Source organism: Mesorhizobium sp. WSM1343 (assembly GCF_055901535.1).
The window spans coordinates 5574160-5591551 of sequence record NZ_CM148370.1 but is presented as its reverse complement, the minus strand read 5'-3'; the positions used below and the strand labels follow the sequence as shown (position 1 = coordinate 5591551).

13 protein-coding genes are annotated in these 17392 nt (G+C 60.9%); 10 read left to right on the top strand and 3 right to left on the bottom strand.

Annotated elements, in window-relative coordinates:
- Positions 1-5: 5 nt before the first annotated feature.
- On the bottom strand, positions 6-1232 hold the full coding sequence (locus AC0NIL_RS27285) for an iron-containing alcohol dehydrogenase (protein ID WP_275953883.1): 1227 nt from the start codon (positions 1230-1232) through the stop codon (positions 6-8).
- Positions 1233-1408: 176 nt separating this feature from the next.
- Here AC0NIL_RS27285 and AC0NIL_RS27280 point away from each other — a divergent pair, with 176 nt between their 5' ends.
- From AC0NIL_RS27280 to AC0NIL_RS27235, 10 genes are all read left to right on the top strand, one after another.
- Positions 1409-2110, top strand: coding sequence for a GntR family transcriptional regulator (locus AC0NIL_RS27280; RefSeq protein ID WP_013533133.1), 702 nt, complete (start codon positions 1409-1411; stop codon positions 2108-2110).
- 11 nt (positions 2111-2121) lie between these two features.
- Positions 2122-3714, top strand: a complete 1593-nt coding sequence (locus AC0NIL_RS27275; RefSeq protein WP_275953882.1) for a sugar ABC transporter ATP-binding protein — start codon at positions 2122-2124, stop codon at positions 3712-3714.
- Entirely contained in the window at positions 3702-4700 is a 999-nt protein-coding gene (locus AC0NIL_RS27270) for an ABC transporter permease (RefSeq protein WP_275953881.1), read from the top strand. The genes AC0NIL_RS27275 and AC0NIL_RS27270 overlap by 13 nt, the downstream gene beginning before the upstream one ends.
- A gap of 54 nt (positions 4701-4754) precedes the next feature.
- Complete coding sequence (locus AC0NIL_RS27265; protein ID WP_013533130.1) at positions 4755-5705, top strand: substrate-binding domain-containing protein; 951 nt, start codon at positions 4755-4757, stop codon at positions 5703-5705.
- 72 nt (positions 5706-5777) lie between these two features.
- Entirely contained in the window at positions 5778-6371 is a 594-nt protein-coding gene (locus tag AC0NIL_RS27260) for a DJ-1/PfpI family protein (RefSeq protein ID WP_013533129.1), read from the top strand.
- Positions 6372-7803: 1432 nt separating this feature from the next.
- Positions 7804-10398, top strand: coding sequence for a non-ribosomal peptide synthetase (locus tag AC0NIL_RS27255; protein ID WP_275953880.1), 2595 nt, complete (start codon positions 7804-7806; stop codon positions 10396-10398).
- A 20-nt stretch (positions 10399-10418) separates the two neighbouring features.
- On the top strand, positions 10419-11378 hold the full coding sequence (nadE, locus tag AC0NIL_RS27250) for an NAD(+) synthase (RefSeq protein WP_474048257.1): 960 nt from the start codon (positions 10419-10421) through the stop codon (positions 11376-11378).
- Between the two features lie 3 nt (positions 11379-11381).
- The gene (gene asnB / locus AC0NIL_RS27245) at positions 11382-13403 is read left to right on the top strand and encodes an asparagine synthase (glutamine-hydrolyzing) (RefSeq protein ID WP_224620001.1); all 2022 of its coding nucleotides are present in this window, start codon (positions 11382-11384) and stop codon (positions 13401-13403) included.
- Positions 13400-14953, top strand: a complete 1554-nt coding sequence (locus AC0NIL_RS27240; protein ID WP_164767669.1) for a class I adenylate-forming enzyme family protein — start codon at positions 13400-13402, stop codon at positions 14951-14953. Before asnB ends, AC0NIL_RS27240 begins: the two co-directional genes overlap by 4 nt.
- A gap of 39 nt (positions 14954-14992) precedes the next feature.
- Positions 14993-15259 (top strand): acyl carrier protein, encoded by a 267-nt coding sequence (locus AC0NIL_RS27235; RefSeq protein WP_013533122.1) that lies wholly within the window; start codon positions 14993-14995, stop codon positions 15257-15259.
- 59 nt (positions 15260-15318) lie between these two features.
- Here AC0NIL_RS27235 and AC0NIL_RS27230 read toward each other — a convergent pair whose 3' ends face one another.
- Both AC0NIL_RS27230 and AC0NIL_RS27225 read right to left on the bottom strand, forming a co-directional pair.
- Positions 15319-16011 carry a N5-glutamine methyltransferase family protein gene (locus AC0NIL_RS27230; RefSeq protein ID WP_032898951.1) on the bottom strand — a complete coding sequence of 231 codons (693 nt, stop codon included), beginning with the start codon at positions 16009-16011 and terminating at the stop codon, positions 15319-15321.
- 109 nt (positions 16012-16120) lie between these two features.
- The gene (locus tag AC0NIL_RS27225) at positions 16121-17383 is read right to left on the bottom strand and encodes a polysaccharide biosynthesis/export family protein (RefSeq protein WP_275953879.1); all 1263 of its coding nucleotides are present in this window, start codon (positions 17381-17383) and stop codon (positions 16121-16123) included.
- Positions 17384-17392 lie beyond the last annotated feature (9 nt).

Sequence of the window (17392 nt, the reverse complement as noted above, 5' to 3'; positions counted from 1 at the left end):
GTTTCTCACATAACGCAGGCGGCGAGGTCGCCGTCATGGGCGGCCTGGACGAGACGTCGCATCGTGCCGAGATCGAACGCACGCGGATTGTTCTTGATCAGGCGGTCGATGCCGAGCGCTTGCTCGGCGGTCCAGTCAAGCTTATCGGCAGGGAGGCCTAGATCAGCCAGTGTCGGCGTAATACCGATCGCCGCGAACAATCGCCTGATCTCCTCGATCGTGGCGGCTGCCATCTCGTCGGCGGTTCGCGCCTTGGCCTCCAAGCCAAGTGCCGCGCCGATCTCTGCCATCTCGTGAGCGGCGACGCGGCTGTTATAGGTCATCACGTAAGGCATCATTGTGGCCACGCCCAAACCATGGGCGGTGTGGGTGAGGGCGCCTGCCGGGTATTGCACGGCATGCGCCGCCGCCGTGCCGGCGGTGCCGAACGCGCAGCCCGCCGCCAGAGCGCCCATCATGACATCGGCACGCGCGTCGGCATCCGTGCCGTCGCTGCAGGCTTTCTCCAGACTCCGGCCAAGCAGCTTTATCGCGAGCAACGCGAAATGGTCTGTCAGCGCAGTCTTGCCGATGAAGACATGCTGTTGCGGGAGATTGGGGTCTTCACCGCGCCGCATGGCGGTGAAGGCCTCAATCGCATGGGTCAAAGCGTCGGCGCCGGCGATCGCGGTCAGGCCAGGCGGACAGGTCATTGTCAGCTCGGGATCGCACAGAGCGACCGCGGCCATAAGGTGAGGGCTCGATATGCCGACCTTGAGCGTCCGGTCCGGGTCGGAAATCACCGCGACCGGCGTCACCTCGGAGCCGGTGCCGGCCGTGGTGGGTACGGCGATCAGCGGCAGTGTCTGACCCGGCACCTTGAACTCCCCGTAATAGTCCTGGAGCTTGCCGCCATGGCTGAGCAGCAGGGTGGCGCATTTGGCGAAATCGAGACAGCTGCCGCCGCCGATGCCGATCACCATATCCGGCCCGAACCCCTTCGCTTCCTCGACGCAGACGCCGACCGTATCGCGTGGCACGTCGGGCAGAACACGATCATGCACCAGGACCTCGATCGAGGCTGACTGAAGGGACTTGATGATGTCGGCGAATACCGTTGTGCCCGCGAAACGCTCGTCGGTGCAGACCAGCGCGCGTCGGCCGAACCGGGCGGCGACCGTCGGCAGCACATGGCGTTGCCCCTTCCCGAACAGGATTTCACGCGGCAACCGCAGGGCGGCGAAGAGGGTCATGATTGGTCCTTTGACGGCTGCTGACTGGAAACGGAGGCATTGAACTCGGTCTGGATCGGACGGTTTAAGAGTGTGTCCCTCGCACTTAAAAGATATCCGCTTTAAAATCGTATAGGATATAGGATTGCATCCGCGGAACCATCGTGTTAGCAGTCCTCACTGTCAAGAGGCAAAATATGCAGACCGCAAACTTACCCGACCCAAGCGACGCCAGCATTGGAGCTGGTCGCATCCAGCGCGCCAACAGTCTCGTCGAAGATGTCTATGAAGCCATCTTCGCGCAGTTGATGGCGCTGAAGATCCCCCCCGGCTCGCGCATCACAGTCGACAGCCTGGTCAAGGAATTCAACGTCTCGCACACGCCGATCCGGGAAGCCCTCGGACGGCTCGAAGGCGAAGGCCTGGTGCTCAAGACGCATCTGATCGGTTATCGTGCCGCGCCCCAGATCACCCGGCGCCGTTTCGACGAATTATACGAGATGCGTCTGCTGCTCGAGCCGCATGGCGCCGCAAAGGCCGCCGCAACGATGGACGACGCCAAGCTCGATCTGTTGCTCGAAGCTGCCGGCGTGATGTCACGCCGCGAAGGCAAGGATGATCGCGTGCGCTATTCGAATTTCGCCAGGCAGGATGCGATCTTCCACGACAAGATCATGGAGTTTTCTCAAAACGAACTCATCCGCGAGACGTTGAGCCACCAGCACACGCACTTCCACATCTTCCGCCTGATGTTCCATGCACGCGTGACCGAGGAGGCGCTTGACGAACACGAGGCGATCCTTGCCGCGTTCGGCTCGGCCGATCCCGATGCCGCCGAAAAGGCGATGCGCATCCATATCGAGCACTCGCGCGATCGCCTGCTCCCGGCATTCGATTGAGGTCGGAACGGATGTCCATTGCCGCGAATATCGCCGGGGAGGGCGGGAGCACGTTGTCCAGCGATGCGCCTGGTTCGCTTGAACCGGTGCTGCGCGCCCAGGAATTGTCCAAGCAATACGGCCCAGTGACGGTGTTGTCGGACGTCACCCTGGACGTCCTGCCGGGAGAGATCCACGCCATCATTGGCGAGAACGGTGCCGGCAAGTCGACGTTGATGCGGCTGCTGTCCGGCTATGTCGAGCCAAGCCACGGCACGTTGTCGATGAACGGACACGCGGTGAAATTTGCCAAGCCTGCCCAAGCACAGGATGCCGGTATCGCTTTGGTTCATCAGGAGATACTGCTCGCCGAGGGGCTCACGGTCACCGACAATCTGTTTCTCGGGCGAGAGCTTTCGCGTGGCCATGTCGTGGATGACCGCACCATGCGCCGGCTGGCAACCGAGAAACTGGCGCAGATCGGCTGCGCGGTCTCGCCAAGGGCACTGGTGCGCGACGTTTCGCTGGCAGACCGGCAGATGGTGCAGATCGCTCGCGCCCTGCTTGACGACCACAAGGTGGTTATCTTCGACGAGCCGACCGCCGTTCTGACCGGTGGCGAGGTCGAGCGCCTGCTGGAGATCGTCCTGCAACTGAAGGCTCACGGCACCGCCGTGCTCTATATCAGCCACCGGTTGGATGAGGTGCAGCGGGTCGCAGACAAAGTGACCGTTCTGCGCGACGGCAAGACGGTCGGCACCTATCCCGGCAAGACGCTGAGCCAGATGGATATGGCGCGGCTGATGGTCGGGCGCGAACTGGCAGCGCTCTATCCTGAGAGAACCGCAGCGCCTTCGGATGTACCGATGCTGAGCGTGAGGAACGCCTCTGTTCCCGGCTATGTGGAGGACGTGTCGTTCACGGTCCACAAGGGCGAGATCCTGGGGTTCGCCGGTATGGTTGGCGCAGGCCGAACCGAACTCTTCGAGGGCATTATCGGCTTGCGCCCGGCAGTTGCTAAGATCGAACTTGAGGGCAAGTCGGTCCATTTCCAATCGCCGCGCGCGGCGATCGACGCCGGCGTCGGTTACCTGACCGAGGATCGCAAGGGCAAGGGACTGCTGCTGCAAGAGCACCTGGCGCCTAACCTGACGCTGTCGGCGCTCGATGTGTTTCATCCCGGCCTCTCGATGGGTCGGCGCCGCGAAGCGCAAGCCCTGGAACAGGCCGTGGAGACATATGACATCAGGCTGAAGAGCCTCGGCGCCAAAGCGGCCCAGCTTTCCGGGGGCAATCAGCAGAAGCTGCTGCTGGCGAAGGTGCTGCTGACCGATCCTTCGGTGGTCATTATCGACGAGCCCACGCGTGGCATCGACATCGCCAACAAGGCGCAGATCTATGCCTTCATCCAGGAGCTTGTGGCCAAGGGCAAGGCCTGCATCGTCATCTCTTCGGAGATGCAGGAACTGATCGGCATCTGCGACCGCATCCTGGTGATGCGCGAAGGCCGCATCAGCGGCGAGGTCAGTGGCGCCGAAATGACCGAAAGCAATGTGGCGGTACTGGCGACCAGTGGCCCCAAGCAAGGGCCAAAAGCCAAGGGAGGCACAAAATGGCTGTCATGAGCGAATCCGCACCCAGGCGTCGCCCCCTCGATCTCAACATCAGTTGGACCGATATCGGGCCTTTTCTTGCGCTGGCAGCTCTGCTGGTGGTCGGTTACCTCATCAACCCCGATTTCCTGTCCGCCACCAACCTCGCCAACGTCATCACCCGCAGCGCCTTCATTGCTATTATCGCGGTCGGCGCGACATTTGTGATCTCGTCGGGGGGGCTCGATCTTTCCGTCGGCTCGATGGCCGCCTTCATCACCGGCATCACCATCATGTTCATGAACGCGGTGGCGCCGCATGCCGGCATCTGGGCTATTCCCGCCGGTATGGCGGTTGCGATCCTGGTCGGCCTGCTGTGCGGGCTTGCCAACGGGCTCATCGTCACGGTCGGCAGGATCGAACCGTTTATCGCCACGCTGGGCACGATGGGGATTTTCCGGGCGCTGATAACCTATCTGACCGATGGCGGCACGATACCGATCGACAGGTCGTTGCGCGAGGCCTACCGGCCTGTCTATTTCGGCACGGTCGGCGGGATCCCGGTTCCAATCCTCATATCCGTCGCAGTCGCCGCGGTCGCATCCTTCATCCTTTACAAGATGAAATATGGGCGCAAATGTGCGGCGGTCGGCGCCAATGAGGATGTCGCCCGTTATTCCGGCATCTCGGTGATCAGGACACGGACCGTGGCCTATATCGTCCAGGGTGTCTGTGTGGCGATTGCCGCGATCTGCTACGTGCCGCGCCTGGGCGCCGCAACGCCGACAACCGGACAGCTTTGGGAACTGCAGGTCATCACCGCCGTGGTGATTGGCGGCACCGCATTGCGCGGCGGCAAGGGCCATGTGTGGGGGACAGTCGCCGGCGCCGTCATCCTGGAACTCATCGCCAATCTCATGGTGCTCTCGGACTTCGTCTCCGAATACCTCGTTGCCGCTGTTCAGGGCGTCATCATCATCATCGCCATGCTCATCCAGCGGTTTTCGAATTCGAAATAGCGCCGCGTCCGGACCACGCGGATTAACGTTCTTGTAGGTCCAAGGGAGAAGACAATGTTCAGTAGAAAATGGATTGCGGCAGCGACACTTGGCGCGCTGCTGCTGGCCGGCCAGGCCATGGCGCAAGACAAGAAGGTCATCGCGGTGTCGATACCGGCCGCTGACCACGGTTGGACAGCGGGCATCGTCTACCACGCACAAGCGGCGGCCAAGGAAATCAACGCCGCGTTCCCGAACGTCGAAGTGGTCGTGAAGACGTCGCCGTCCGCGGCGGAGCAGGTCAGCGCGCTTGAGGACCTGTCGGCCAGCCGCAAGCTGGATGCTCTGGTGATCCTGCCTTACAGCTCGGAAGAGCTGACCCAGCCGGTCAAGGCTATCAAGGACATGGGCACGTTCATCACCGTCGTAGATCGCGGTCTGACTGACGCCTCCGTCCAGGATCTCTACCTCGCCGGCGACAATATCGCGGTTGGCACCAACACCGCCAAGTTCATGATCGACAAGCTTGGCGGCAAGGGCGACGTCGTTGTGTTGCGCGGCATTCCGACCGTCATCGACGACGAGCGCATCAAGGGCTTCCAGGACACGATCAAAGGCACTGATCTGAAAGTCCTCGACATCCAGTACGCGCATTGGAACAGCGACGAAGCCTTCAAGCTGATGCAGGACTATCTGGCCAAGTACCCGCATATCGATGCGGTGTGGGCCAACGACGACGACATGCTGCTTGGCGTGCTCGAGGCGGTCAAGCAGTCGGGGCGGACCGACATCAAGCTTGCGCTCGGTGGCAACGGCATGAAGGACATCGTCAAGAAAGTGATCGACGGCGACGCCATGACGCCGGTCGAGACGCCATACCCGCCGTCGATGATCAAGACCGCGATCTACATGACAGTCGCCAACCTGATCGGCCAGGCACCCGTCCGTGGCACCGTCAAGCTCGACGCGCCGTTGATCACCCAGGCCAACGCCAAGGAATATTACTTTCCGGATTCGCCATTCTGACCCTATCCGATTTCACAGAAAGGCAGGCGCAGTCTGCGCCTTGCCTAGCTCAAAACACTGAGAGGAAGAGCCATGCCAGGCAAAAAGATACTGATGCTGACCGGTGAGTTCACCGAAGAATACGAAATCTTTGTCTATCAGCAAGCGATGGAAGCCGTCGGTCACACCATCCACGTGGTATGCCCGGACAAGAACGCCGGAGATCTGATCAAGACCTCGCTGCACGACTTCGAGGGCGACCAGACCTATACCGAAAAGCTCGGCCATTATGCGCTGATCAACAAGACTTTCTCGGAAGCCGAGAGGCAGCTCGATCAGTATCATGCCGTCTACTGCGCGGGCGGCCGCGGCCCGGAATACATCCGCACCGACAAGCGCGTGCAGGCGATCGTGCGCCATTTCCACGAGGCCAAGAAGCCAATCTTCACCATCTGCCACGGCGTGCAGATCCTGATCGCTGTCGACGGCGTGGTGCGCGGCAAGAAGGTCGCGGCACTCGGCGCCTGCGAGCCGGAGGTGACACTGGCGGGTGGCACCTATATCGACCTGTCGCCGACCGAGGCCTATGTGGACGGGACAATGGTTTCGGCCAAAGGTTGGACGGCGCTTGCTGCGTTCATCCGCGAATGTCTGAAGGTGCTGGGAACGGAAATCCGCCACGCATAAACTTCTGGAACCGACGCATTCGCCAAGGGATGCGTCGGTTCCCTTCAACAGCGCTTCCATATCCATCAATTCGGTCGGGATCGCGGCTCCCGAGCTACGATATAGGCGAGACACTTAAGTATTGCCGCCTGTTGCGCCCGCTTTTCTTCCTGCCTGTTCCACTGGTGCTGTTCGACAGGGTTGGCGCGTTGTTTCAGCATCCGGAAAGGCCGTGTCGTCGACCGTGCGGCCCCGTCGTCCCCCCGAGGCCACCTCGCTCCGGGCTTGCTCATTCGGATTGCAAGCTGCTGACATCAGTCAACGCCTGCAACGGCGCTACGCCACCGGAAATCGGGGTGCGCTTGAGTTCAGGCCCGCGTCAGTAAATCTGGCATCGCGGACAATCCAATAATCTCCCGGCGTCCGGGGCTGGTCGTCGGCCTGACGAAAAGAACGGCGTCCAGGAACGATTTCGGCCGGCTGTCGTTGCCTAACATTAGGTATCCCTTATGGACTTTGCGAAATGCCGCTGTGTCAGAATCTATGCCCTCTTGAAATGACGTTCAAATGTCCGCGCTGCGGATTGGCTTTGCTGAGACCCGGGCGCTGGTTCCAGGTTGCATCCAAATATCGCTGCGAGGGCTGTCACAGCGAAATCCGGATTACGTATCCCGACAAGATTGCACTTTTCCAGAAGTATGCGGATTCGCAGGGCGAGGTCCATCTCCCCCAAAGCATAGCTCAGTCCTGACCAGTCGTTCAGCGGCTAGGCCACGGTCCTGCCAGGAGGGCAGGCGATCTGAAGGCTGACTTCCGGCGGTAGGGTTGCCTGTAGCATGGAACGAAATCCGTTCCCTGCGGTTGGAGTTGTCCAGCTACACGCGATTGAACCGGCCTTGCCCCACAGTCAGGAGCAGTGATGCAAACATACCTGGTGGAACAAATGGAGGGGGATGACGTGGTCGCGGCGAGTAACGTCAATGCGTCCAGCCCGTTCACGGCGGCGACTATGTCAGCGGGACGCCAGGTTACCCTGCGGACTTGGGAAAACAATTGGGTTCGTGTAACGGATGAGCTTGGAGGGGAAGTGTTCGCATACTGCTTCGTTTCAAGCACTGGCAAAGCGGATAGCAGCGCGCAGCCCGACACCTCTGTAAGGTAAGGTAGCCCCGCAGCCCGGGCGGGCGCAGGCTGGCCTCTTCATCTTCGAATAATTCAAGCGATTAAGACCGTCTCACGCATCATCCGAATGATTGATGAAAAGATCATGCCGCGGAGCGATAAGCGGCAACAATCCTAGCGTGGGGCCCTTATGTCTCTGGCGCATTTAGAATCTTCGAGGGCGATTCAAACGGTGCAGGCTGACTACCAAACGGTGGTCCCTTGCCGATGGTTAAAAGCTCCCGATCATGCTCTTGACCATGGCGGGCCTGTTCTACGTCTGCATCAACGGATGGGAACTGGCTTCGCCGACGTTCCTGTCTTTGATCACCTGAGGGAGATCGCCGGGCGTTATTCCGAAAAACTAGCCGCCAGCGACGGCACCAATCGACTGACCTATTCCGAGCTTTTTCGGGCGGTCGAGGCATTGGCCGGCTGGATTGAAGCCGTCGTTCCCGACGGAAATGCCGTTGGAATACTTCAGGCCAACTCGGTCTGGTACACCGTTGCGATGCTGGCCAGCATGGCATCCGGTCGGCCGTCAGTGCCGCTTAACGTGCGAGATCCGGACTCGCGCATCAACGAAATCGTCGCCGACGCGAGGCTCTCCGCCATAATTGGCGACAAAGGCCTCCACGGCCTTGATCTGCCCCAGCACGTTGCCTGGATCGATATGGCGCAATCATTGCAGGCAACGCCCCATCCAGCCGCACACCGTGTGGTTTCTGTCGATGCACCGGCAATCGTGCTTTATACCTCCGGCAGCACGGGCCGCCCCAAGGGGATTGTCAACAGCCAGCGGAACTTGCTGTGCCGAGTGCAGCAATATGTCGATGCGTGCCACATCAATGCACAGGATGTATTCCTGCCTCTGACCGGCCCGGCAACCATCGCCGGCTGTCGGGAAATTCTTGCCGCTCTGCTCACGGGTGCCACGTTGCAGCTTGTGGAGGTTGAAGCCGTCGGCCTGCGCGCGGTTCGCGGCCGCATGCAATCCGAAGGCGTGACGATCACCTATCTGGTGCCGGCATTGCTTCGCGCTCTCTTGGCGGATGAACCCGCGGACGCCTTTGGTTCGCTCAGAGTTGCCCGAATTGGAGGCGAGAAGGTGTCTTCGGCCGACATCCGCCTCGTGCGCAAGGCTGTCCCGCCAAATTGCCTGGTGCAGATCGGCTATTCATCGACGGAAACGACGGGATCGCAGTGGTTCTTGCCGCACGATTGGCCGGAATTCGATTCTTCGGCTCCCGTCGGCTGGCTGCTTCCGGGAATCAGCTTCGCAGTGGTCGATGAAGAGGGTTACCCGGTTCAGCCCGGCAAGATCGGAGAACTGTTGATCAGAAGCCCGTATGTCGCGCTTGGACATTGGGAAAACGGGGCCGTTGTTCCGTTTGAAGTAGACCCCGGCGACCAGACGCTTCGCATCTTTGCGACGGGCGATCTTGTGCAAATCGGGAGTGACGGCCTGCTGCGGATCATAGGCCGCAAAGGGCGCCAGATAAAGGTCAATGGGCGGCGCGTTGAGCCGGCCGAACTCGAACGGGTTCTGCGTGGCGCGCCGTCGGTGAAGGATGCCGTGGTTATCGTCACCCCGGCGAATGAACTGGTTGCATTCGCCGTACCGCACAGCGGAGCGGGAGCCAGTTTTTGCGACGAGCTGCGCCAACTTGCCAGGACAAAATTGCCGCCGGCGCTTTGCCCGTTGCGACTCCATGCAAGCGCCGAGATACCGCGACTGCCCAGCGGAAAGATCGACATGACAACGCTGGCTGCAATTGACCTTTCGGTTCGGGAAACCACGCCCCCACCGCAAATACTCCATGCGGGACATGAAGTTCCTGCTCATCAGATCGTACGGCGTGCCTGGACCAAGGTCCTCAAGACGCGGGTCGCCCTGGGCTGTTGGGATGAAGCGGGGGGAGATTCGCTGAAGCTGCTGCACTGCGTCATGGAGATCGAAAGCGCGATCGGGCAGGAGCTCGGATTGGAAGCCTTCACGGTTGGAATGAGCTTCGATGAGATGGTTGCAGCGGTCATTTCTGCTCAAGGAGGCGGCGAGCACGCGCCCGCTTGGAAACACGAGCCTCCGCTGCTTTTCCTTTTCCCCGGGTCGGTCGGCTATGGTCCGAGCCTTGCTTCGTTCGCATCGGCAATAAGCAAGGTCGCCAGGGTGTCTCCCATCAGATATCCGGCCCTGGGCATGATCCTGCAAGGTCAGAACACCGTCGCCGCAATGGTCGAAGCTGCAATCGATCATATCAACCGCGTGCAGCCGACCGGCTGTGTTCGCCTGCTTGGTCACTCGCTCGGAGGAGCGGTTGCTTTTGAGGTTGCCGCGCGTCTGCTTGATCAAGGGCGAGCGGTAGCGTTCACGGGCATTCTGGATACCAGCCTGGTTGGCGAACGCAGCAAGCGTTGGGAGACGATTACCCGGACATTTCACCGGATCCGAACCAATCGTATATCGGCTAGTCGAGTGGCATGCCGCGCGCTTGCCAAGGTCGCGGTCAAAATGCACTGCGAATCCCGGCTTGCCAGCTTCCTCGACCGCTATGCCGAGGGTCAGTTCAACCCGACGAGCTTCAGAACCAAACTGGAACTGCAGGAAGTTCTGCGCGCGCGCGCCTTCTTCCAGTGGCTCACAGAACCCAGGCCGATACTGCCGATCACCGGCACCTTGTTCCGTTGCGCGCGGCCCGGAATGCCGCTTGCACTTGGGTGGGATCGGGCATTCGTCCATCTGGACGTCATTCCGATCGCCGGCACTCACATCGACATGGTCGTGGAGCCTCATCTGACCATCAATCGCCCGCTCATCGAAAACGCTGTGACTGAGACCTACTCTTCAATCGAGTCACAGAAACGGGAGGCAGTGTCATCGACCTGATCGGGGAATTCAGCAGCGATGTGCTGGCGCTCGATGCCCGGCTGGAGATCGATCGCATCGTCGAGACCTTGCGCGAACAGGTTCTCGGCACACAACGGCGCCGCGGAGTGGTTGTCGGGCTCTCCGGAGGCATCGACAGTTCGGTCGTCGCAACGGTCTGCGCACGCGCGTTCGGCAGGGACAAGGTACTGGGCCTGTTCATGCCGGAGCGCGATTCATCCGGCGACTCGTTGAGGCTTGGCCGCAGCGTCGCCGGGCAGCTTGGCATCGACACAATCCTTGAAGATATCCAGCCGGCGCTCGAGGGCATCGGTGCCTACGCCCGACAGATGGAGGCCATCCGAACTGCCGTCCCTGGATATGGCGAAGGCTGGAAATGCAAGCTGGTCATGGCATCGGTGCTGGAGAGCAGCGGCCTTAGTATCACGCGCCTCACCGTCGAGGATCCGGACGGAAAGATCGACACCGTGCGTCTTTCGCCGGCGGCTTACCTGCAGATCGTCGCTGCAACCAACTACAAGCAGCGGGTTCGCAAGATGACTGAATACTATCATGCGGACCGCCTCAACTATGCAGTGGCAGGCACGCCAAACCGGCTCGAATATGACCAAGGCTTCTTCGTCAAGCAGGGCGACGGCGTCGCCGACGTGATGCCGATCGTCCATCTCTACAAGACCCAGGTTTATCAGCTGGCGGAATATCTCGGGATTGACGAGGAGGTCCGAATGAGGCCGCCGACCACGGACACGTTTTCCATGGCGCAAACCCAGGAGGAGTTCTACTTCGCCTTGCCCTATCAGCTGATGGATTTGTGCCTCTACGGCATGAATCACGGAATTTCGGCCGGCGTGGTTGCCGCCGCCGCCGGCCTGACGGCCGAGCAGGTCGAGAAGGTCTATAAGGATATCGTCAGCAAACGCCGCGCCGCCCGCTACCTTCACGCACGGCCGCAGCTGTCCGCTGCGATGGACAGGGATTGACCCATGTGCGGCATCGCCGGAATTGTGGCGCTGAACGCGGCTGCGGAGCCTCCTTCACGAGCCGCGCTTCTACGAATGGCAGCCGCGCTCTCCCATCGAGGCCCGGACGAGAGCGGCGTTTACCGCGACAGGCGGGCGGGGCTGGCGCATACCCGTCTGTCGGTCATCGATCTCTCGACCGGACAGCAGCCCCTCGCGGACACCGGCGATACCACCTGGATCGTGTTCAACGGCGAGATCTTCAACTACGTCGAGCTGCGTGAACAACTCATGGCGCTGGGGCATCGTTTCCGCACCCGCAGCGATACCGAGGTCATCGTGCACGCCTACCGCGCCTGGGGCGTGGCCGCGTTCGAGAGGCTAAACGGGCAGTGGGCACTCGCCATCTGGGATTCGCTGACAGGCCGTCTCGTCCTGTCGCGCGACCGGTTCGGCATCTGCCCGCTGCATTTGTGCGAACATGCTGGCCGCCTTCACTTCGCCAGCGAAGTGAAGGCCATTTTCGCAGCCGACCCGGCGATACCGCGGGCCTTCGATCCGGCGGGGATAGACCAGACTTTCACGCTGTGGACGGTCGTACCGCCGCAAGGCGTATTTCAGGGAGTGAAGGAACTTACCCCCGGCCATGTACGCATCTACGACAATGGCAGCGTTCGTGAGCACGCTTTCTGGAAACCTTGTTATCCCGAGATCGCGGACCAGGCCCACGGCACCTTCACCGGCTCACTGGACGATGCGGTGGACGAAGTGCGTAGCGCCTTGCAGGCCGCGACGGCGCTTAGAATGGTCAAGGCGGATGTGCCGGTTGGCTGCTACCTTTCCGGCGGGCTCGACAGCTCACTTGTCGCCATGCTCGGGAGGCGCTTCGCCGGCGCGCCATTCCAGACCTTCTCGTTGCGTTTTGCTGACGCCGAATATGATGAAACCCGTTACCAGCGGCTGGTTGCAAGTGCGAGCGGCGGCGAGCACCACGAGGTGATGGTTTCGCGCGGTGATATTGCCGAGGTTTTCCCAGATGTGATCCGTCACGCCGAGCGTCCGATTCTCAGGACCGCGCCGGCGCCGTTGTTCCTTCTCTCGAGACTGGTGCGCGAACATGGCATCAAGGTCGTCCTGACCGGCGAGGGCGCCGACGAGATGTTTGCCGGCTACGACCTGTTCCGTGAAGGCAAGGTCCGCCGTTTCTGGGGGCGGCAGCCCGCATCCGCCCGACGCGCGCGACTGCTGGAACGCCTCTACCCCTATCTGAGCCGGTCGCCGGTCAAGCAGCAGGCGATGGCGCGCCAGTTCTTTGGACACGATATCCATGCATTTGGCGCGCCCGGCTTCGCGCATGACACCCGCTGGCGCACCACCAGCGCCATCAAACGGCTGTTCTCGGCCGGCATGCATGCCGAAGCGGCGCGTCACGACGTGGTGGCGGACCTGCTTGGCCGCCTGCCCGAAGAGTTTCCACGATGGGGTCCTCTCGCGCAGGACCAGTACCTTGAGATCAGGACACTGATGTCGGGCTACCTGCTCTCCTCGCAGGGTGACAGGATGCTGATGGCCCATTCTGTCGAGGGGCGCTTCCCGTTCCTGGACGACAGGCTCGTGGCGTTGGCGAATTCGCTCCCGCCCGACTACAAGCTGCGCATTCTGGATGAGAAACACGTGCTGAAGCGTGTGGCGAAATCGATCGTGCCCGTGGAAGTCGTGGCCCGCAAGAAGCAACCCTACCGGGCGCCCAACGCACTTTGCTTCACGGGCGATGGCGCACCCGCCTATGTCCGCGAAGCACTCTCCGAGACTGCTCTGCGCGCGGCGAATGTCTTTGATCCGAACTCGGTCGCGCGCCTGCTGGACAAATGCGCTGCCAAGACCGGCGATGGGGATCTGTCCAACTCGGACAACATGGCATTGGTCGGCGTGCTGTCGACGCAGCTCCTCCATCAGCAGTTTGTCGCAAGCCGCCCATCGAGCGCGCATGCGGTCGACCTCAGGATAGACGTCGATCACCTGCACAGGGAAGAGGTGCTGGTATGATGCATGGCGCCGTACCTCTGCTGGACGATTACCTCAGCCATTCGGCCGAACGGCTCGGCGACAAGATAGCGCTGGTGTGCGGCGAGCACCGGCTCACCTATGACGAGCTTGAGACACGCTCCAGCGCGGTCGCCCGTCATCTCGTCACGTCCGGGGTCGCTCCCGGTGACCGCGTTATGATCTTCGCCGACAACACCGTCGAGACCGTGGTCAGCTTCTGGGCGGTTCTCAAGGCGAGCGCCGTTGTGTGCGTCGTCAATCCGCTCACCAAGAGCGACAAGCTGGGGTATTTGCTCAACGATTGCCTTCCGGCAGCATTGATCACCGACAAACATTTGCAGCCGGTCTTTGCTGAGCCGGCGCGTAACTGTCCGTCGCTGCGGCGGCTCATCGTCTCCGGTCAGGTGGACGACGCCGAGCTCCGGGGATTGCCGCATGCCGTGCGCTGGGATGAGGCGGCTGCCGGCCACGGCAAAGCGCCGGCCCGCCGCCGCATCGATATCGATCTCGCAGCCATCATCTACACGTCGGGCTCGACCGGCGAACCCAAAGGCGTGATGCTGACACACAGGAACATGATGACAGCCTGCACGTCTATCGCCTCGTACCTTGAGCTTGGCGAAGACGACGTGATCCTCAATGTCTTGCCCCTGGCCTTCGACTACGGCCTCTATCAGATGATAATGGCATTCCGTACCGGGGCGCGGTTGGTCCTCGAGCGCTCGTTTGCCTTCCCCGCACAGATACTTGCGATCATCGAAAGGGAGAGAGTTACAGGCTTTCCCGGCGTGCCGACCATCTTTGCCGCGCTGTCGGATCTCAGGACGCTGAAGGCAAATGATTTTGCAAGCATAAGGTATGTCACGAACACGGCGGCAGCCCTGCCGCTTAAGCACATTCGCCTGCTCCAGGAACTGTTTGCCGCCGCCCGCATCTATTCGATGTACGGCCTGACCGAATGCAAACGCTGCACCTATCTTCCGCCGGACGATCTTGCCCGAAAACCGTTGAGCGTGGGGATCGCCATCCCGAACACCGAAATGTGGATTGTCGATGAGGATGACCGAAGGGTTGGTCCCAATGTCGTCGGTCAGTTGGTCATCCGCGGGGCAACGGTCATGAAGGGCTACTGGGGTAAGCCGGAGGCTACCGCGAAGAAGCTCAAACCAGGTCCTTTGCCCGGCGAGCAGGTTCTGTACACCGGCGACTACTGCCGAATGGACGAGGAAGGCTACCTCTATTTTGTCGGCCGCAGCGATGAGATCATAAAGTCGCGGGGAGAAAAGGTGGCGCCTAGGGAAGTCGAAAACGTGCTGATGGAAATCCCGGGAGTACGGGAAGCCGCGGTTGTCGGAGTACCTGACGACCTGCTGGGGCAAGCAGTGAAAGCGTTTGTCGTCATGGAGCAAGGAACGATCATGGGCGAAAAGCAGCTGCGGATGGAATGTCAAAAGCGATTGGAAAACTTCATGATTCCGAAGTCCATCCAAATTGTGTCCAGTCTGCCGATGACGGACACGGGCAAGCTCAAGAAAATGGCGCTGTCATAAAGCAATTTACGGAAATTATTTGGATCGGAGGCCAATTCAATGCTGAGCACGAACAACAGAATTGACACCTACAGCGATCAAATCCGCGCCTTTCTGGCGTCAAACTTCTACGTAGCCGACCCGCGTGCGCTGGAAGTTGAAACGTCGTTGCTCGACCAGGGCATCATAGACTCGACTGGAGTGCTTGAAGTTATCGGCTTCGTCGAGGAGACATTCGGCATCACTGTCGAGGACAGTGAACTTCTGCCGGAGAATTTCGATTCCATCCAGGGAATTGCACGTTACGTGGTCAGCAAGGAAAACTGATCGCCGGGCTACGGCTTGAGGGCGTCGTCCCAACCGAGCGCGCAAACCCATGGCGCGGCTCACGCTGACGCTTTGGCCCGTGCACAAACCACCCTGGCTTCACCGGCTTTGTTCGCAACCGTGCGAATGCTCTCATAGGCTTTGGAACGCTCAACCAAACTCATGACCTGCCGGTCCTGGCCAAGCCCGACCTCGAAAAGCAGCATGCCACCTTGCCGCAGATAGTGCTGCGCCTCCTTGATCACCCGCATATGAATGCTCAGGCCGTAAGGCCCGGCAGCGAACGCCTCACGGGGTTCAAGTTCCATCAGATGCGCGCGGTCGTTTTCGAGCCGCTTCTCCGAGATGTAAGGCGGGTTGCAGACGACCAGATCGATCGTACCTTCGAGCTCCAGACCCGAGAAGGAATTGAAGAGGTCGCCCTGTAGCACCGAAATACGTCCGGCCAGGCCAAGATGGGCAACGTTCCGGCAGGTGGTTTCGACGCAGCTGTCGGTAAGATCGCTCGCCCAGACGCGCGCGGTGGGGACCTTGTATCCAATGGCGCAGGCGAGATTGCCCGCCCCGCAGCACATGTCCACGACACGCGGTACCGGCCTTTTAAGTTCGCGAAGGACATTGAGGGCGGTGCTGCCGAGCAGTTCCGTCTCCGGGCGAGGGACTAGCACGCCGGGCGCGACAACCAACTTCAGCCCCATGAAGTCGGTGCGGCCGGTACTGTAGGCGCTGGCGACATCTATTTCACCAATCACGGCAAACCCGCTTTCTTGATTCCCTATGTTGATTTCTCAGGCGCCCGGTCTTCATGCCGTGGGCGAGCCATCAGCAACGTCGTTCCCGGCTCGGTTCACGTCCGCGCAACTACTGGATCGCCGCGCTCTGCAGTTCGCTGCTGAACCTCACCTCGATGGTGTCTCCAGGCGCAACCTCGGTGTCCTGGTCGACCGGTCGACCTCTCGACGCGTCGCCGGCCCCGCCGGTTATTGTGATCCGCGCCTGAAAGGTTTCGCCGGCGACGGGCAGTGGAAGCGCGGACGCCCCTGATGGCTGAAGCTTCTGGCTGGCTGCGTGGAGCCTTGCAGTGGTCTCGGCGAGGCGAAGGTCGGTGTCCCTCAATTCGTTCAGAAGGCCGATCCTTCTTTGATTTTCATTGCGTTCCTGCTGCCTGACGGAGTCTTCCTGCTGGCGCCGCGTTCTCATCAGTTCGACCGAGGTCTCGAGCGCCCGGCTCGACGACATCAGCACGGCACGTCTGACGTCGGCGAGCCTGCTGTTGGTCAGGTTGCCCGATTCGAACGATTTGGTGACCCGCGCAAGATCGTCTTCATCCTGTTTCACCGCGGCCGCTTCCGTCTGCTCGCGCTTGAGCAGAACCTCGACCTGAGCCTCGGCATCCTTGGCGGTCTTGTCGAGATAGCTTTGCTCCTGCTGAAAATTGTTCAGCGAAATCTTGAGGCCCTCCGCTTCCGCCTGCGCGACCGCCGATATCAATGCATTCGACAGGGGCGAGCCTTGCGGCGGTTGCATGTCAAATTCTGCCTGGTTCTGAAGTTCGGCGCGGATGCGCGCGCCATGAAAGTAGTCTCTGATGTAGTCCCCCCAGATCGACTCGTAGTCGCGTCGCAGATCAACGGGATCAGGTCCGCTTTGGCTTGCCCGAGACCGCAGGAGACTAAAACCGCCGGCGACGGCAATTGCCTGTCGGACAGTCATGAGTGGCCGGTAACTCTGCTGCCCTGGTGTCAGCACATCGCCAGTCACATAGATCGGACGGTACTCCGCGATCACGGCCGTGACGTCGCTCGGCTTGATGACGATCATTTGCTCCCGTCCATCAGGCAGGCGCTGATGGACTATCTTGGTTGGCAGCACCGCCTCCATGCGCGTCTGCAATTCGGCCGGCGTCAGCCCGCCAACCGGGATCATCCCGAACTCGGGCAGCGCGATCGAGCCATCCATCTGGACGATCGCGCGTTGCGTTCGCTCCGCTATGGAGGCTATTCCTATCTCCACCGTATCGCCGGGCGACAGCTTATAGGCCACCGGCGCTTCAGCCGCGGCTGCGATATCCAGGGCCAGGCAGCCGGCAAGGGCTGCAAAGAGAATTCGGCTAACGAAGGCCATCGATGGCAA